The organism is Rhizobium sp. SVR5-9E, from assembly GCF_056755095.1.
This window is the reverse complement of record NZ_JBNDHS010000006.1, coordinates 38,902-56,555: the sequence shown is the minus strand read 5'-3', so window position 1 is coordinate 56,555 and position 17,654 is coordinate 38,902. Positions and strand designations below refer to the sequence as shown.

15 protein-coding genes and 1 pseudogene are annotated in these 17,654 nt (G+C 59.3%); 6 read left to right on the top strand and 10 right to left on the bottom strand.

Features of this window, described 5'->3' with window-relative positions:
• Window positions 1-3: 3 nt before the first annotated feature.
• The 4 genes from ACPYOJ_RS05480 to ACPYOJ_RS05465 form a co-directional block, all read right to left on the bottom strand.
• Complete coding sequence (locus ACPYOJ_RS05480; RefSeq protein ID WP_481415328.1) at window positions 4-2,061, bottom strand: tripartite tricarboxylate transporter permease; 2,058 nt, start codon at window positions 2,059-2,061, stop codon at window positions 4-6.
• 78 nt (window positions 2,062-2,139) lie between these two features.
• Complete coding sequence (locus tag ACPYOJ_RS05475; protein ID WP_481415327.1) at window positions 2,140-2,946, bottom strand: dienelactone hydrolase family protein; 807 nt, start codon at window positions 2,944-2,946, stop codon at window positions 2,140-2,142.
• Between the two features lie 12 nt (window positions 2,947-2,958).
• On the bottom strand, window positions 2,959-3,597 hold the full coding sequence (locus ACPYOJ_RS05470) for a cysteine hydrolase family protein (protein ID WP_481415326.1): 639 nt from the start codon (window positions 3,595-3,597) through the stop codon (window positions 2,959-2,961).
• Window positions 3,598-3,638: 41 nt separating this feature from the next.
• The gene (locus ACPYOJ_RS05465) at window positions 3,639-4,400 is read right to left on the bottom strand and encodes an SDR family NAD(P)-dependent oxidoreductase (RefSeq protein WP_481415325.1); all 762 of its coding nucleotides are present in this window, start codon (window positions 4,398-4,400) and stop codon (window positions 3,639-3,641) included.
• 82 nt (window positions 4,401-4,482) lie between these two features.
• Here ACPYOJ_RS05465 and ACPYOJ_RS05460 point away from each other — a divergent pair, with 82 nt between their 5' ends.
• The 3 genes and pseudogenes from ACPYOJ_RS05460 to ACPYOJ_RS05450 all read left to right on the top strand — a co-directional run bounded on the left by ACPYOJ_RS05460 (window position 4,483) and on the right by ACPYOJ_RS05450 (window position 6,155).
• The gene (locus tag ACPYOJ_RS05460) at window positions 4,483-4,896 is read left to right on the top strand and encodes a hypothetical protein (RefSeq protein WP_481415324.1); all 414 of its coding nucleotides are present in this window, start codon (window positions 4,483-4,485) and stop codon (window positions 4,894-4,896) included.
• A 275-nt stretch (window positions 4,897-5,171) separates the two neighbouring features.
• Window positions 5,172-5,402: pseudogene (locus tag ACPYOJ_RS05455) on the top strand (helix-turn-helix domain-containing protein); the annotation flags it as partial.
• 15 nt (window positions 5,403-5,417) lie between these two features.
• Window positions 5,418-6,155, top strand: coding sequence for a substrate binding domain-containing protein (locus ACPYOJ_RS05450; RefSeq protein WP_481415391.1), 738 nt, complete (start codon window positions 5,418-5,420; stop codon window positions 6,153-6,155).
• A gap of 241 nt (window positions 6,156-6,396) precedes the next feature.
• Here ACPYOJ_RS05450 and ACPYOJ_RS05445 read toward each other — a convergent pair whose 3' ends face one another.
• The gene (locus ACPYOJ_RS05445; RefSeq protein ID WP_481415323.1) at window positions 6,397-7,077 is read right to left on the bottom strand and encodes a GntR family transcriptional regulator; all 681 of its coding nucleotides are present in this window, start codon (window positions 7,075-7,077) and stop codon (window positions 6,397-6,399) included.
• Between the two features lie 216 nt (window positions 7,078-7,293).
• Between ACPYOJ_RS05445 and ACPYOJ_RS05440 the strand changes: the two genes are divergently transcribed.
• The 3 genes from ACPYOJ_RS05440 (at window position 7,294) to ACPYOJ_RS05430 (ending at window position 11,019) form a co-directional block, all read left to right on the top strand.
• Complete coding sequence (locus ACPYOJ_RS05440) at window positions 7,294-8,283, top strand: 4-hydroxythreonine-4-phosphate dehydrogenase PdxA (RefSeq protein ID WP_481415390.1); 990 nt, start codon at window positions 7,294-7,296, stop codon at window positions 8,281-8,283.
• Window positions 8,284-8,411: 128 nt separating this feature from the next.
• Window positions 8,412-9,296: a sugar phosphate isomerase/epimerase family protein gene (locus tag ACPYOJ_RS05435; RefSeq protein WP_481415389.1), complete on the top strand. Its 885-nt coding sequence runs from the start codon at window positions 8,412-8,414 to the stop codon at window positions 9,294-9,296.
• A 10-nt stretch (window positions 9,297-9,306) separates the two neighbouring features.
• Window positions 9,307-11,019 carry a dihydroxyacetone kinase family protein gene (locus tag ACPYOJ_RS05430; protein WP_481415322.1) on the top strand — a complete coding sequence of 571 codons (1,713 nt, stop codon included), beginning with the start codon at window positions 9,307-9,309 and terminating at the stop codon, window positions 11,017-11,019.
• 596 nt (window positions 11,020-11,615) lie between these two features.
• On the opposite strand, the gene ACPYOJ_RS05425 is transcribed toward ACPYOJ_RS05430, so the two are convergent.
• The 5 genes from ACPYOJ_RS05425 to ACPYOJ_RS05405 all read right to left on the bottom strand — a co-directional run bounded on the left by ACPYOJ_RS05425 (window position 11,616) and on the right by ACPYOJ_RS05405 (window position 17,250).
• A complete protein-coding gene (locus tag ACPYOJ_RS05425) occupies window positions 11,616-13,025 on the bottom strand; it encodes an NAD(P)H-dependent oxidoreductase (RefSeq protein WP_481415321.1) in 1,410 nt (469 codons plus the stop codon).
• A gap of 43 nt (window positions 13,026-13,068) precedes the next feature.
• Window positions 13,069-14,583: a tripartite tricarboxylate transporter permease gene (locus tag ACPYOJ_RS05420; RefSeq protein WP_481415320.1), complete on the bottom strand. Its 1,515-nt coding sequence runs from the start codon at window positions 14,581-14,583 to the stop codon at window positions 13,069-13,071.
• 20 nt (window positions 14,584-14,603) lie between these two features.
• The gene (locus ACPYOJ_RS05415) at window positions 14,604-15,092 is read right to left on the bottom strand and encodes a tripartite tricarboxylate transporter TctB family protein (protein ID WP_481415319.1); all 489 of its coding nucleotides are present in this window, start codon (window positions 15,090-15,092) and stop codon (window positions 14,604-14,606) included.
• A 70-nt stretch (window positions 15,093-15,162) separates the two neighbouring features.
• Window positions 15,163-16,137 (bottom strand): Bug family tripartite tricarboxylate transporter substrate binding protein, encoded by a 975-nt coding sequence (locus tag ACPYOJ_RS05410; protein ID WP_481415388.1) that lies wholly within the window; start codon window positions 16,135-16,137, stop codon window positions 15,163-15,165.
• Window positions 16,138-16,218: 81 nt separating this feature from the next.
• The gene (locus ACPYOJ_RS05405; RefSeq protein WP_481415387.1) at window positions 16,219-17,250 is read right to left on the bottom strand and encodes a 4-hydroxythreonine-4-phosphate dehydrogenase PdxA; all 1,032 of its coding nucleotides are present in this window, start codon (window positions 17,248-17,250) and stop codon (window positions 16,219-16,221) included.
• Window positions 17,251-17,654 lie beyond the last annotated feature (404 nt).

The window sequence follows — 17,654 nt, the reverse complement described above, 5'->3', positions numbered from 1 at the left end:
GCCTCACATCGACGGGATCATGGTGTGCAGGACGGGAACCCAGGTTCCGAGAACTGTCGGGGGCCAAGGGATGGAGAGCAGCCTGTCGAAGACGACGTAGACGAAAATCGCGATCGAGGCGGCATAGATCGCCGTGAGGTAAAGTCGCTCGCGCTGTTCGAGCCACATATAGCCGACGACGAAGAGCGGCACCGTCGGGATGAGGCCGATCAGAGCCATGGAGATCATGAAGCCGACGATCCAGAGGAAGAAGACCGCCGCCCGCAGGAGTACCGTCTTGAGGGGCAGATCGCCCGTATCGGAGCCGAGGTCCATATGGATCTGGTCCCCTTGTTCTTCCTGCATTGCCTTGAGAGGATCGTTCGACGGCACCTTGGCGTCGAAGAAGACCCGGTTCAACAGGCTGATCACGACGAAGAACAGGGCAGCGACACCGACGATCAGCGGGACGATCTTGGCATCGAACGGCCAGGACGAGGCTTCGAAGATCATCGCGCCGAGCAGGCAGATGACCGCGACATAGAAGATATCCGTCGACTTCACCTGGGGCTTCAGATCGCGCAGGCCGAAGCGCATGCTGCCGCTGCGGTAGCCGGCGATGACGGGCCTGAGGAGGCTGATCAGCGCAAGCGCGAAGAGAAGGATGACGACGGGGCGGTAGATCCAGTCTGCCCCGTAGACCCTTAGCGATATGAAAAGATTGGATTCGATCGATGCGCCAAGGACAAAGCCGAGAATCAGCGGCGGGCGCGGCCAACGCATCTGCTTCATGATCCAGCCGACGACGCCGAACAGGAGCAGAACATATAGGTCTCCCCAGTTCCGCGAACCTTCATAGGCGCCGATATAGATGATCGACAGGATGCCCGGCAGGATCAGCGTATAGCGTAGCGTGGCAAGCTTGGCGAACTGTGCGCTGAACAGGAAGCAAAGGCCCGCGCCGACGATGTTGGCAAGAGCAACGCTCCAGACCATCGCATAGGTGATATCGAGATGCTTGGTCAGCATATCAGGTCCCGGCACGATGCCGTGAACCAGGAAGGCGCCCATTAGCACGGCCATGCCGGAGCTGCTCGGCACGCCGAAAGCGATGGTCGGCACCAGCGCGCCGCCTTCGCGGGCATTATTTGCGCTTTCAGCAGCGATGACGCCGCGCACATCGCCCGTTCCGAAGGTTTCCCTTGCGCCGCGTTCGGTGCGCAGCGCATGAGCATACGCGATCCAGTCGATGATCGCCGCGCCGATGCCGGGGACGGTTGCAAAGCCTGCACCGATCCAGCTGCAGCGCAGCACCAGCCACCAGTTCTTGATGCTGTCGCGAGCTCCTGCAAGCATGCCGGAGCCGACATTGCCAAGACTGCCACTCGCAATGGCATTGCGGGTGATGGCGAGGTCGCAGAGTTCGGGAAGCGCGAACAGGCCGAGCGTGAGCGGCACCAGCGGGATGCCTTCCCAGAGGTAGAGGCTATCGAGCGTCCAACGCATGGTGCCCGTCTGCGGCGAGGAGCCGATCATGGAGAACATGACGCCGATGCCGGCGGCGCCGAGACCCCGCAAAGGCGTCTTGCCGGAAAGCATGGCTACCATGGAGAGACCGAACACACCGAAGGCGAGCAGCTCCGGCGAGCCGATGAAAAGCATGAAGGGCCTGAGGACCGGAATTGCGACGGCCAGCAGACAGGCACCGAAGACGCCGCCCATGAGGGACGACACATACGAGGCAGCCAGCGCCCGGCCCGCCAAGCCCTTCTTGGCCATCGCGAAGCCGTCCTGGACGGTCGCGGCCGAGCCGACGCCGCCCGGCACGCCGAAGAGGATTGCCGGGATGGGGTCGCCTGTTGCCGTGGCGGCTCCAAGTCCCAGCAGGAAGGCGATCGCCGTATAGGAGTCCATGCTGTAGGTGAACGGAAGCAGGAGTGCCGTTCCCGCAAGGCCGCCAATACCGGGAAGGATGCCGATGATGATGCCGAGAATGACTCCGCCGATCAGAAACAGGAAGCGCATCGGCTCGAGCATCGTGGTGAACGCGTGGCCTGCCGCCCCGATAATTGTGAAGTCCATTGTGAGAGCTCCTCATTGCCAGTCTTGGCCGGGACGGATGCATCCCGGCCAATATCTGCGAAGTGTCGGACCGGCCGATCACTCCAGGCGCTTGTTCTTGGTGAAGTCGTAGTCGGCAGCGACGGACGCATTGAAGTTCCAGGTAACGACATTCGGGTCGCGCTCGGGCGAGAGCACACGCGTCAGGAAGCGCTGCTGATCAGCCCAGGCGGCTTCCGCCTGGGCCTTGCGATAGCGGCCCGGCATCGTGCTGTTCAACCAGCCATGCGGCGCGCCGCGATAGATGTTGATGTCGTAGCTAGTATGTTTTTGTTCGAGAATGCCGCGCAACCGGTAGACATTATCGATCGAGATGATGTGGTCCATGTCGCCGTAAGCGCCGAAAACCGGGCAGGAAACCTTCGCCACGACGTCCTCGAAGGGACGCGGATGGATCTCCGAGACGTCCCACTCTTTCCGGCCGGCGCCGCCATACCAGACGACGACGGCCGTTGGCGAGAATTCCGAAGCGTAGACCAGCGGATGGCGGCCCGTCTGGCAATAGCCTGCGACGGCCGTGCGGCTGAGATCGGCTGCCGGCTCGTCGCCCATTGCATCGAATGCAGACTTGATGAAGCGGACAGCATCAGGATCGGAAAGATCGCAGCGCGCGGTCCCCTTCGCCAGTCCTTCCTGGTCTGGATGCTCGAAGAAGAAGTTACCGGCGACAACGACAAAACCGTCGCTGGCGCAGCGCTGCGCCAGATGCTCCGTATGCTCGACGAGCCCATATCGCTCATGCATCAGCACGATGACGGGAAACCGGCCAGGCTTGTTGGGCTTGGCGACGATGGCCGGCATTCCACCGGGGCAGACGATACGGCTTGTCAGGATTTCTTTAGACATGGCGGGCTCCATTCAGGCAGTCATCAACGCAACGGCTTCATCGACATTCATCACCCGGCCCATGCGAGGGAAGACGCGATCCATGAAGAAGTCATGATTGTTTCCGCGGGCGGAAAAGCAGGCATCGCGAACGACGACGATGCCATAGTCGAGATCACGCGCCGCAAACATCGTGCTGGCGATGCCGACATCCGTCGAGCCGCCGGCGAGAACGATGGTGTCGATGCCGCGCACCCTGAGCTGCATGTCGAGATTGGTCTGGAAGAAGGAACTCCACCGGTTCTTTGGAACGATGACGTCCGTTTCCAGCGGGCTGACCTCTTCGGCGATCTGTGCGTCCGTCGATCCCTTGTGGAAACGCGGCGTGATCGGCGCCTTCGGGCCGGGCTTCAGGTCCATATCCGTATCCGTCAGACGCTCGACACTGTCGACATTGTTCGGCCCGTGCTGGCCAATCGGATAAAAGGTCGTCATGCCCACCTTGCGGGCACCGCCCTGCAGGCGCGCGAGGTTCGGCAGGATATTGCGTTCAGCCAGGAACTCGATTTTCCCGGCCTCCGGCGGATGCAGATATCCGTTCAGGGAGTCGAAGAGCACAAGTCCGACATGCTGTGCCGATAGTTCCTTTCGAAGGCGTGAAATCTTTGCCACGAGTGTTTCCTTTCTTTGCTATGATTTTTTCAAACCGGCGCTCAGTGCATGATTGAGCCGCCGTTGACGCAGAGGCTTTGTCCGGTGACGTAAGAGGCATCGGAGGACAGGAAGAAGCAGACGGCTTTTGCCACGTCCTCTGGCTGGCCGATCCGCCCAAGGGGTATTTTTTGTCCGCGGGCGTAAAGCGCTTTCTCGTCGGGATCGCCCTCCCGCGGCTGGTCGGTGTCGGTGACGCCTGGAATGACCGCATTGACGCGAAGGGTGGGTGCCCACTCGAGCGCAAGCGACCGGGTGAGCGACAAGAGGCCGGCTTTGGAGGCCGCGTAATGGCTGCCGCCCGCAGCACCTTGCAGCGCGCGGCCGGAGGCGACGTTCACGATGACGCCGCTGCCCTGCCGCAACATGAAGGGCGCAATGGTCCGGCTGCAGAGGAAAGCTCCGCCGAGATTAACGGCGAGCACGTGCTGCCAGAGTTCATAGGGCATTTCGACGGCACTGTGCCGCGGATAGATGCCGGCATTGTTGACGAGCACGTGCGGTTCGCCGAGCTGGGCGCGGACCTTGTCCACCATCGCAACGACGGACTGCTCGTCGGCCACGTCAGTCCGGATATATTTGCAATCGGCACCGAGGGCCGAGGCTTCTTCCGCCGTCTCACATCCCCGTTCATCAAGAATATCGACGACCGCGACATTGTATCCGCGTTCGGCCAGAGCCAGCACGATCGCCCGGCCGATGCCTTTCGCTCCGCCTGTCACGACAGCGGTCGGTCTCATCGGCTGGGCTACGTCAATATTCATCTGCTTTTCCCATGATCGGACAGTCCTGAATCGATGTCAGGCCACGTCCTATGCCGAGGTTGCCGCCGGCCGCGCAAAGACCTTGTCGGTTCCCAAGGGAACCGAGGTCGGCCGCATTGGCGGCATGACGGATGGATCGGATTTGCGCCTGGCCGCACGGCACCTTCAAAAGCAGATGGCAAAACCATGCGCCTTCGGGCGCTTCAAAAGTGAAGCCGACGGATTTCTGCCGTCAGACGCGGCTGGTAAGGCTGCGGATATGCATTGCTCTGATGTCCTAGTTCAGTTCCCGTTGATTGATCGCAATGCTTTGACACTGCGATATTGGAGCTCTTTGACTCCTGATTTCGATCATAGTGACACCCGCATTGATCCAAGTCATCAAGCAGATGCGAAAAACGTCTTTTCCGAAACGAAAGTACCGTTTGTGAACGAGGCTCCCATAATGGCCTCCTTTCTTCACAAAGGACGGTTGCCGAAATGGCGTAAACAGTAACGCCGTCTTCCAATTCCGAAGCATCGAAATTCGTTGTCGTGACCCAGCCGGCCCGCTACGTCGCCTGTTCGCTCGGCAGTCGTCGCTATCCGTTCATCCCTCTCTCTCGCGCGCCATCCCGAAGGAAAGCCTGACCGGCGTCATCTAGACACCGATCCTCAAGGGACCGGCAAGCTGAGCCCATCAGAGAACGTACCTATTTCGCGAGCGCATCATGAAATGGCGCGCGTGAGAATTCGGCGTGCCTGCGCAACCGAATTGCCGAGCGCTCCAATATGTGCCAGCTTTCATTAATGATGCAGACGCCTCCTATCGCTCGCTCCAGCTTCGAAGGCTTGGACCTTAACGACATCGTAATTTTCGCGCGGGTGGTCCAGCACGGAAGTTTCACGATCGCTGCAAAGCATTTCGGCAAATCGCCGTCCTATATGAGCAAGCATATAACACAGCTCGAACATGCCCTTGCCTTGACCCTGCTTCACAGATCGACCCACCGGGTCTTTCTGACTGACGTCGGCAATGTGTTCTTCGAGCATTGCGTACGGATCTTGGGAGAGCTCGACGCCGCTAAGGCCAATGCCAATGCCGTCAGCCGCGAACTGATCGGCACGCTGCGGGTCCACAGCACCCCGGGCGTCGGCCAGGCGCTCGTCCTGCCCGCCATCGGTGATTTCAATGTTCAGTTTCCTACGGTGAAGGTGGAGCTGACCTTCAGCGTTTATTCGGCCAGCCTAATGGAACGTGGCGTGGACGTCTTGATCGGCAGCAGGGACTTCGATGACGACAGTTTCTTTCAAAGCGGTCTGTTCGAGAGGAAGCTCGGCACCGTGCCCTATGTCGTATGCGCCTCGGCGGATTATCTCAGCCGACATGCCAGACCGACCAAGCCGCAGGAACTCAGCGCGCACAACTGTCTAATCCACATGAAGCAGCGGGGCAACCCTCGACAATGGAAAGTCAGCAGCGGCGGCGAGGAGTTCGTCATTTCAGTCGACGGCACGTTTCAGACTAATATCGAGAGCGCGATCCGGATTGCAGTTCTGCAGGGGAGCGGAATTGCGCGCTTGCCGTTCTACAGCGTCGCCGATGAGCTCAAGTCCGGAGCGCTGGTCTCCTTGTTCGGGGGCGGAATAACATTGGATCGGAGTATCAAAGCGTTTTATCCCCGCAGCCGCTATGTCCCGAAGAAGGTCTATGAATTCCTATCGATTCTGGAAAGACGGCTGGACATTGCATCCCAATGGCAGGCGCCGGCCTAGTGTTCATCGAACCTCTTTGCGTGAGATAACACTGGCGGGTTCTCGCCGTCAGCGACCCCGACCGGTGCCTAGGAAATACCTCGCTATCCGCCTGATCTATCAGGATTGGGCTGAACTCCAGAAGAGTTTTGCGGGAAGTCCGGATCGCCGGACGTCAGCGCGCAAGACACGGTTCACTTGAATGTCCGCTGCTCTTAGAGAGTGACTAAGCCGACTAAGATTTTAGCTGACAAAGGTAGCGCTACACGGCCTCTTTGACACGCTCCCAAGCATTTAGGAGATGGCGTCCCAGAGCTTCCGACAAGGCCGTCCCATTGCGCGCTTCGAGAGCCGCGATCATTTCTTCATGTTCAGCTACTGCGGCCGCCCATTTTTCAGCACCTTCGTGACCGATGAAGCGTATTCTTTTCAGGCGAGATTGTAATAGCGCCTGCATATCGCTCAGAGCCGCATTATGCGCGATCCGGCTTATCTCGGTATGGATTTCCTGGTTCAATTTGTAATAGCGCAGCCGATCTCTGGATTCGTAGCAGCGAAGCATCTCGTCATGAAGGCGTCTAACCGCCGCGATCTCTGAATCCGTGGCCGTGGCGCATGCTAGGCTTCCCGCGAGCTCCTCCAGGCTCTTCAGCACGATCAGCATATCGTGCACGTCCTTGCCGCTGAAACGTTTGACCATTGCCCCGCGACTTGGGACGAGTTCCACAAGGCCCTCGCTCGCGAGGTATTTGATCGCTTCGCGCAGCGGTGTGCGCGAAACACCAAGCTGTTCTCCGAGATGGGTTTCGTGAAGCCTGGTGCCCGGCGCCAGATCTCCTTCGATGATCATATCGCGAAGTCTACCGACGAGGGCGTCATGCAGCGCCGTCCGCTGGATGCGGCCGGTATTCGAGGTCGACAGTTCAGACAGCATTTCACTCATCTTCGAAAACCAAATTCCCACCTCTGCTCGGATCGATGATCCGCTCCTTATGGTTACACCAGATCCGAGCGAGTTCCAAATCGAAAAATTCTGTATACAAAATGCAAAAGACTTGTTCTTGGCGTGCTGATGTCCTAAAAGCCTCCAATCATTTCTGGAGGACGGACCTTGGACATCACCGCGAATGCAGATAGTCGACCCACCATTGCGCTTGCGATGGGAGATCCTGCCGGGATCAGCCCCGAGCTCACGGCGAGCCTTCTTGCGCTGGGCGACGTCGCGGACGCAGCCCATATCATCGCAATCGGAGATCGCCGGATCCTCGATAAGGGGGCGCACGAAGCCGGTGTCGAGCTCGATCTAGCGGCTGCGGCGCTTGACGGTCTGAGCAGCACGGATCGTTCACGGCATGTGTTCGTCGATCTCGCTCACCTGTCGCCTGACGAGGTGACGCACGGAGAGGCGACGTTGGCAGGAGGTACCTTCGCTACGCGGAACTTCCGCACGGCGCTCGAACTCGCACAGGCGGGCAAGGCCGATGCCGTTTGCTTCACGCCTTTCAACAAGAAGGCGATGCGTTACGCTTATCCCGGTTATGACGACGAGATCCGGTTTGTTTCTGACGTTCTGTCGTTTACGGGTAAGGTCCGCGAGTTCAATGTGCTGGAAAAGATCTGGAACGCCCGGGTCAGTTCCCACATTCCGCTCAAGGAAGTGTCCGCCAACCTGTCCGTCGATCGGATCATGGCCGAGCTGGAATTGACGCTGTCTTGCCTCAAGGCGGCGGGAATTAACCAGCCAAGGATCGCGGTTGCAGGCCTCAATCCACATGCTGGCGACGGCGGTAGCTTCGGTAGGGAAGAAATCGACATTATCGAGCCTGCCGTGGCTACTGCACAAGCGCGGGGATTTGCCGTCGAAGGACCGTTCCCGGCCGACACCGTCTTCCTCCGCGCCCTCAAGGAGGGCTTCAATGCCGTCTTGACCATGTATCACGACCAGGGACAGATCGCGATGAAGCTGATCGGCTTCGACAAGGGCGTGACGATGATGGGCGGCTTGCCTTTCCCGCTTTGCACCCCAGCCCATGGAACGGCGTATGACATTGCCGGCAAAGGCATTGCCGATGTGGGAGCCAGCCGCGAGGCAATCCTGCTTGCCGCACGCATTGCGTCCCGCCAGCGCAAGGATGCCAAGGCGGCCTGACTATCCAGCGGCCGGCGCTGTCGCCGGCCATATGCCCGGGAGGACGCGGGCTTACTGTCAAAGGGAGGATGAGGTTGACGAGCGCTAACAAAAAATGGACGCGTGATAACTGGCCGATTGCCGCGGCAATGATCCAGTATCCGAACATGCTGCCAGACGGCCGCTCCGTTCAGGACCAAACGGCAGACGAGTGGGCGGATACCATAAGCGATGTCGCCGATGCCGGCTTTACCGAGATCGACCCAACCGATAGCTGGCTTAGGGTTGCCGATCTTTCACCGTCACGCCGCCGCGAATTTCAAGATATCGTGGCTGCTCGTGGTCTGACCATACCGGCGATCTCCACCGCGCGGCGAAGCGTGATCGATGCGTCCCATGGCGACGACTATCTCGCCTATAGCCATCGTCTCATCGATGTCGCCGTCGAGATGGGGGCGGGCAGCGTCTCCTTCGGTTTTTTCGAGCCACTGACGGAAAAGCAGAAGAACGCCTTGTGGTTCTGGACCGAGCAGGGGGCGAAGAACCCCGATGATCCGGCGATATGGCGCAAGGCCGTTGCCCGCATCGCTGAGCTTGGCCGCCATGCGGCCGAGGTTGGTCTTGAGGTGTCTCTTGAGATGTACGAGGACACCTATCTCGGCACAGCGGACAGTTCCGTCCGCTTCGTCGAGGACGTGGGGCTCGACAATGTCGGCATCAACGCCGACCTCGGCAATCTCATTCGCCTTCACCGGCCTGTCGAGCACTGGTTGGCGATGATGACCAAGGTCGCGCCCTATGCGAAATACTGGCACGTCAAGAACTACATGCGTATCGAGGACGAGACGTCCGGTCTAATTGGTACCCATCCGGTCCCGCTTGAATGCGGATTGATCAACTACCGGACCGCAATCAAGCTGGCGCTTCAGCACGGCTTCGAAAGCCCCTTTCTGTGCGAGCATTATGGCGGTGACGGACTGTCCGTCAGCGCTGCCAATCGCGATTACCTCCGGCGTATACTGCCGCGTAGCTGAGGAGCGTTTCATGACCACGATCTTTAATGCTTCCGAGGAATTTGCGGCGACTGCGCTTGTCGGTTTCTGCCAGATTTACCCAAACCATGTTCGCCTTGTTAGCAACGGCGTCGTCCGTGCGACCACCGTGCCGAAAGGCAAGGTTTCGGTGGTGGTTGGCGGTGGCTCCGGGCACTATCCGGCCTTTGCCGGTTACGTAGGAGCTGGCTTGGCGGATGCCGCCGTTGCAGGCGACGTATTCGCATCGCCCTCGACCGCCGCGATTGCTCGCGTTTGCCGCCACGCGGATAATGGCGGCGGCATTGTTCTCGGTTTCGGCAATTATGCCGGCGATGTCTTGAATTTCGGCGTTGCCGCCGAGCGCCTGCGTGCCGAGGGTATCGACGTGCGCATCATCGCAGTGACGGATGATGTGGCCAGCGCTCCGGCGGAGACGCATGCGATGCGGCGTGGCATTGCCGGCGATCTTGTTGTTTTCAAGATAGCCGGTGCGGCGGCCGAAGTGGGCTTGTCGCTGGATGAGGTCGAAAGGATTGCGCGGCTGGCCAACGACCGCACCGTCTCCTTTGGTGTCGCCTTTGGGGGTTGCACGCTGCCGGGTGCGAAAGGGCCGCTTTTCACCGTGCCGAAGGGCCGCATGGCGCTTGGCCTGGGGATCCATGGCGAACCGGGCATCAGCGAGCAGGATGTTGCGAGCGCTACCGATCTGGCAGGCGTTCTGGCCGGTAAGCTGCTTGCCGAAAGGCCGACCGGCTGCAACCGTGTTGCCGCCGTGCTGAACGGTCTGGGATCCACCAAATACGAAGAGCTTTTCGTGCTGTGGACGGCGGTACAGGACAGATTGAAGGCCGATGGTCTCGATCTGGTTGAACCTCAGGTAGGAGAGTTTGTGACCAGCCTCGACATGCAGGGCTGCTCGCTGACGCTGACGTGGTTGAACGAGGAACTGGAAAGTTATTGGCTTGCGCCTTGCGATTCACCTGCTTTTCGCATGGGACGCACGAGTGCCGCGGATCTCAGGACTGATACCAACGTCGACGAGGAAACCACTTCCGTGATTCCAGCCGCCTCCGAGGCGTCCCGCAAGGCGGCACGCTGCATCAGCGATCTGTTTGCCGGCATTGCAGCGATGCTCAAGGATCAGGAGGCTGAGCTGGGCCGGATCGATGCGGTGGCAGGCGACGGCGACCATGGGCAAGGCATGCGACGCGGTTCGGATGCTGCAGCACAAGCGATATCCGCTGCGGTCGAGGCGGGTGCCGGCGTACAAACAGCATTGGCACGCGGCGGTGACGCCTGGGCGGATCGGGCAGGCGGAACCTCCGGGGCGATCTGGGGTCTGCTCTTGCGATCATGGAGCAATGCATTGAGTGATGCCAACGCGCTCCATGACAAGGCGATTATCGAAGGTGCACGGCTCGCGCTTCAGGGCGTGACTCGCCTGGGCCGAGCACGCGTGGGTGACAAGACGCTGGTGGATGCCCTCGTTCCATTCGTCGAAACACTGACTGGCGGGGCAAAGGCCGGCAAGCCGCTTGCTCAAGCGTGGAAGACTGCCGCTGGAGCGGCACAGGACGCGGCCAAGGCAACCTCAGAGCTCGCGCCTCGTCTCGGCCGTGCAAGGCCGCTTGCGGAAAAGAGCATCGGTCATCCGGATGCAGGTGCAGTATCACTTGCCATGGTAGCGGCCCTGGTCTCCGACTTCATCGGGCGATCGCGCTGACGCTTAACGCGCGGGGCTGACCGGCTCGGTCAGCCCCGAAGGCCTACGAGCATCAGGGCCAGATGTCAGGGTGATGATGTCCATCACTACTCGGAAGGTCCTTCTCTGAGATTCTGATCACCTAGCGTTCGGCGAAGAAAGTTCCCGCCATCAGCGACGCGCCGGAGATCGGCCCGCTGATCAGCGACTCGTTGGTAATTTGCCTATCTGCGGAATGCCAGGATCCTTGCGGTCGTCCAGCAAACAGGAGACCAAAAGGGGTTCCTCACCGGGTAAATAGCGATCAGCCATCATGCTCCGATTCCGATTCTACGGTATCGGCGGACAATCCGACGGCAGCGTTAGGCCGGCGGGCAGTTAGGGTTTTGGAGCGCGGTATGAGGGAAAATCGTTCAGTCCCAGGAGCGAAACCGATGGTGGAGCCAATCTCCATCAAGGTTTCGCGACGCCGAAATGGGCGATTTTCACCATATCCCTTCGGGAAGCGGCGGATTTTGCGGCCGACTGCGTCGAAGGCCCCCTCGTCGAGATGGGCTCCACGGCGGCAGTTCCTTCTCCTCGCCATCCACAAATCCGGCTCGCGCCGCGCCCGAAACCTAACTGTCCACAGGCCCTAAGGCTTGTCCGAAAAAGGCTTCGTCCTGTTCCCGCCGGAGTGATAGTAGTTCCGACGCCTCATCGAGTTCGACGTCGCCGCAGAGGATCGGCTGACCCGCCGAAACAGCTCTCGCGAGCTTGCGGTTTGCCGCGAGATAAAACGGTACCGGGGTTCGCTCCGACATCCGTGTTGCGGGCACCATTCTGGCCGATACGTTCACGATCGAATGATGGTGTCCGCTGGCGGTTAAAACGGTGCCGGCGGGAATATCTGCATCGGCATAGGCGATGAGGTCGATGACCGGCTGCGGCTCTGATGCGCCACTGGAGACGCCGCGCAGCCCTACTTCCAGGATGCTGGTGGCTGCTTCAACGCCAAGAAGATGCCGGGGAATATAAAGCATCGCGATATCGCCCCTGCGGCTGACGACATGGCCCTTTTCCGCAAGCATCTCCCAGGTCAGCGCGTCTTCGCATCGCACAGTCACGAAGACGCCGCCGGCAAAGCTCACTTCCCCGGGAAGGCGAAGGCAATGGAATACCTCGAGACTTCTGGGCGTCTTGAGCAGCCCGCCACTCGTTTGCGGGGAGAAGAAATCGGCGACTTCCGAAATGCGGACGATCGGCGCGTGCAGGTCGGATCTGTCGACCCGAAAGCCGGTGGCATTGGCGACAAGCGTCAGCTCGCAAAGGTCCGGCACTGCGCGTTGCGGCAACGCCGATGCGATCGCGGCGCGCTTCGCGGCGACCGCCGATATCTCGAAGCTGGTGGGCTCAATCCAGTCCGCGAATTCGGGAGCGGCTATGACTGTGCCGTTTGAATTCAGGGTCTTGAGCGCTGGGTCAAACACGAAGTCATATTCGCTCGCTTTGCCGGCGCCGACGATCTCCAGTCCTAATACCTCCGCCCATGTGATCAAGCCGATGAGCAGGCTTGGCTGATCGCCGTCGACCGGGGTAACGATGACATTATTGCGGCGTGCGCGCAAAGAAAGGCCGGGCCCGACGACGCTATCGACCTCCTTCGAGACCAACGCCACATGCTTGCCTGCATCGATCGCAAGCCGCGAATGGCGGGCGCCGGCTTCCGGGTGGCCGGTTGCCTCGACGACGACGGAAATCGGCAGTTCGAGAATGTTTGCAATATCACCGGTTGCGATGAAGAAGCCCTTCTCCCATGCGGCTTTCGCTTTCAAAGCCGTGTCACACCGCGCGATCTTGGCGTCATCGATGCCGAGACCGCGAAGGACGTCGACAGCCGTCTCCGCTCTTAGATCGACCGCAACCCGCGTGCTGATAAGCGGCGTCTTCAGGCTTTGGGCGAGAAAGGTCCGGCCAAATCCCCCGGTGCCGACAATGCAGCATTCGACCGCCTCGGCATTGGAGCCGAAATAGCTATGGTAATTCATATGTGGACCTTGCTGACGAGTGTGAAAATCAAGTCGACGCGGCTCATGCCGCCGGGTCGACTTCTTGACGCCGCTTGAGGTGGGAGCAAAGCTTAGCGGCCTGCGGGACGATGAGAAGCGCGAGCGCAATCGTCATGATGGTACCGACCAGAAAGTTGGAGAAGAACACCGCGAGCGATCCATCCGAGACGATCATGGACTGGTGAAAGGATTCTTCCGCCTTGTTGCCAAGCACCATCGCCAGAACCAACGGTGCCAGCGGGAATTCAAGCTTGTTGAAGATGAAGCCGACAGCACCGAAGATCAACACCAGCCACAGATCGGAAGTGGCGCTCGCAACCGTATAGGCGCCTACGAAGCAGATCGCGACGATGATCGGACCAATAATAGTGAATGGGATGCGCAATAGGGCAGCAAAAAATGGAACGGTTAAAAGGACGAGGAAGACGCCGACGATATTCGACACATACATGCTGGCGATCAGACCCCAGACGAAGTCGGGCTTCGTGGTGAACAGCATGGGACCGGGCGTCAGGCCCCAAATCATCAAGCCGCCCATCATGACGGCCGCGGTTGCGGAACTCGGCACCCCTAGCGCCAGCATCGGCAACATGGCGCAGGTTCCGGCCGAGTGGTCGGCTGTTTCCGGAGCGATGATGCCTTCGGGGCGGCCGGTTCCGAACTTCGCGCCGGGCTTCGACAATTGCCGGGCGAGGCCATAGCTCATGAAGGATGCGGCTGTCGGCCCGCCGGGTGTGATTCCCATCCATATGCCGACCAAGGAAGAGCGGACGATCGTCGTGAAATAGCGCGGCATCTCGCAGATGGTCCTAAAGACATCACGCGGATCGATGCGAGAGGAAACGCCACGAAATTTCAGACCATCCTGTACCGTCGCCAGCAACTCGCCTATGCCGAACAGGCCGATGACAACAACAAGGAAGCTGATGCCGCTCACAAGCGCGTCGATGCCGAATGTCAGCCGCAGCGAGCCAGTCACCGTGTCCATTCCGACCGCCGATAGCAGCAGGCCAAGTCCGAGCGAGACGACGGTCTTCAGCGGTGAAGCGCTTCCCATCCCGACAAATGCGCAAAAGGCCAGGAAATAGACCGCAAAATACTCAGGAGCGCCGAACCGGAGCGCGAAGCGGGCGGCCCATGACGACAACAGCGTGATGACGAGAACGCCAATAAGCGCGCCGATGCCGGCCGATATGAAAGCAAAGGTAAGTGCACGCGTAGATTGTCCGGAGCGCGCCAGCGGGTATCCGTCGAAGGTCGTCGCGACGGAGCTTGGTTCACCTGGAATATTGAAAAGAATGGAGGTCGTCGACCCGCCGAACAGCGCTCCCCAATACATGGATGCCAGAAGGATGATGGCCGATACCGGATCCATCGAGAATGTCAGAGGGATCAACAGCGATACGCCATTGGGGGCACCAAGCCCCGGAAGCACACCAACGACAAGGCCGAGCAGGACGCCAGCAACCATCAGCATGATGTGCATGGGGGTCAGCGCAATGCCAAAACCGTCGATCAGCAGTCCGAAATTTTCCATGAGATATGCTCCCGCTGCGCTCAGTAAATGCCAAGCATGTCTTCGAGCGGGCCTTTGTGCAGAGGCACCTGGAACGCGGTCTCGAAAACCAAATAGAGTACGATCGAAAAAGCAACGCCCATGAAGATCGCATGCTGGGGTTTGTATTTTCCCTGGCGCCAGGCGACATAGAACAGATACAACGCGCTTCCAACATAGACACCGAAATAGATCGTCACGACGACGAAGACGATCATCGGAATAAAGAAGGAGAGAAGCCGCCGGGTCTGCTCCGGCTCGAGAAAAGTCTCCTGCTGCTCGGCGCTCCTTGCCTTCAAGATAGCCTGCACGATGCAGCCGATGCTCGCCGCGATGACGATGAGGCCGACATAAAATGGGAAGTAGCCGGGCTGCGGCCCTGAATCCCCCCAGGTCACACCAAGCTCCAACGAGCCTGTGGCTGCGAGCACGCCGATTGCGGCTACGCCGGCGGCGGTGAAGACCTCCATATGGAGGCGCTTGATATGCATGATCGGTTTCCTTCATCTAAGGGATCCGGCAGTGTCCGCCGGATCCCTGGGCGCCTGTTCGTCAGTTCGCTTACTGAACCAGCCAGCCCTCCGTCTTGAAGACGTTCACCGCTTTCGTCTCGCTGGTGCCGATGAAATCCGTCAATTTCGCGCCGTCAAGGTAATCGCCGGTTTGCGAGGTCTTGCGGATATATTCCGCCCATTCCGGCGTCTCGCTGACCTTCTTCATGATATCCGCATAATAGGCGACTGCATCTTCAGGCGTCCCGGCGGCGACCCACACGGTGCGGGGCATCTTATAGGACGGGATCGCGATACCTACCGACGAGCAGATCGGAATGTCGCCCCAGCCCTTGCCCTCGTAAATCGGCTCGCTTTTTGCCATCGGCTTGTCGGAGAAGACACAGAGCGGCTTGACGGCGCCCGCCTTCCATTGACCGATATTCTCATTGGGGTTGTTGACATTGGCGGCAACGTGGCCGCCCGCGAGCTGAACACCGACTTCGCCGCCACCGTTGAAGGGCAGGTACTTGAACTTAGCGCCTGTGGCCTGCTCGATCAGCGCCACCAGGGTTTCGTCAGTGTCCTTGGACTGGCTGCCTGCAAAAGCAACGCTATTTGGTGCCGCCTTGGCTGCGTCCACGAGTGCGGCTGGCGTCGTATATTCGGAGTCCGATTTAACCCAGACCAGAAACTCGTCGAAAGCCATCGCCGCGACCGGTGTCAAGTCCTTCGTCGAATAGGCCATCTTAGCAACATGCGGCAGCAGATAGGCGTTATTGGTCCCGAAATACAGCTTGTTGGGGTCGCCATCGTTCTGCTTAGCGTAAAGAAATGCCTCGGCGCCGCTGCCGCCACCCTTGTTCAAGACCACCATCGACTTGCTCATGAGTTTGTGCTTGGTGATGATTGACTGGATCGTGCGGGCAAAATTGTCGGTCCCGCCGCCGGCGCCGGACGCAACAACAAACTCGACGGGCCTTGTCGGCTCGAAGGCCAATGCTTGGCCAGCCATCGCCAACGCGGCTGCAAGAGTCATGCTCATGGCCAAAGTCTTCATCTTCTACCTCCTTGTTTAGATGAAGCCGGTACGAACCTCCTCGCACCGGGTATTCTTTAAGAACGGCTATCCGGCAGCAAAGTGCGTCCTTGACGCCATGCGTGCGGCCAGAAAAATCGCCTCGCGGCTCGCGCCGATGTTTGCAATGCCCTTGCCGGCGATATCGTAAGCAGTACCGTGGGCAGGCGTGCAGAGCGGGAATGGTAGGCCACCGATTATGGTGACGCCCTCATCGAAACCCATAAGCTTCATCGCGATCTGCCCCTGATCATGATACATCGTCAGGACGGCGCGGTAGCCTTCTTTGACCGCGCGCAGAAAGACGGTGTCTGCCGGGAATGGGCCATCGACATTAAAGCCTCGTGCTCTGGCAAGCGCCACCGCAGGTTCTATGATCTCGATTTCTTCCATGCCGAAGCTTCCGCCGTCGCCGGCGTGCGGATTAAGGCCCGCGACCGCGATCCGGGCGTCAGCATGGCCAGCTTCGGCAAGGCAACGCGTGGTGAGTTCGATTTCGGCCATTATCCCCTCGACAGAAATTGCCGAGGAAACAGCAGAAAACGGAATGTGTGAAGTGACGCGGGCGTTCCAGACTCTTTCCAGAATGTTGAACTCGCGCACTTTTCCTTCGAAGCCGATCACGTCACAGACAAAGCGGCTCTCATCGTCATAACCTGGATAGGCAAAGCGCATGGCTTTCTTGTTGAAGGGCGTGAAGCAGACCGCTGAAACCTGTTGGGAAACGGCAAGCTCGAGAGCGTGGCGGAAATTGGCCATTGCAAACCGCCCGCCGGCCAGCGTGGCTTCTCCGGGCGAGACCTCTGACGGGTCAAGATGCGCAAGATCGATGAAGACATGGCGCTCCGACTTGAGCGCAGCAAATTGACCCGCTGCCGTTGTTTCAATCGTGAGGTCCAGCCCGGCATCGGCGGCGCCTTTGTCGAAAATGCGACGATCTCCGATGACGACCAATTGTGCAATATCTGCGATCTCTTCACGAGCCCACAGTTTGGCAGTGAGTTCGGGGCTAATCCCTGCTGGATCTCCCATGGCTAACGCAATGACCGGCCGTATTTGGCCTTGGCTCAAGCTCATCATCTCCTCCATCCCTGAATGGGTTGATACGGCATTCAGACTTTGACATCAAGTCTTTTGAATTTTGTATACAATATTTTCTAGGCATAGGCTCTTCGCCAATGTTAAGCAAGCGCCGACAAGAGGTACGGAGCCCGCAGCAATCAAGATCATGAAATGAAAACGGCCGCTTGGTAGGCTGCCTGAGAACTTGGTGAGTTGTGTCGTGATGGCCGAAGAAGCTCGTGTAGGGCGATCTCGGAAGTCGGGAAGCTCGCCGACTGGATGCGTGCGAACGACGAGCTATTTGGGCATGGCGTGATTGATAGAAGGCGCGCGCCGTCAATTATAGCGCTTCTTACTGATGCTGCGGGAAGTGATTGGTGCTTCCGTGAGTATCCTCCGGTGTTGTCTGCTAATGGTCGCAA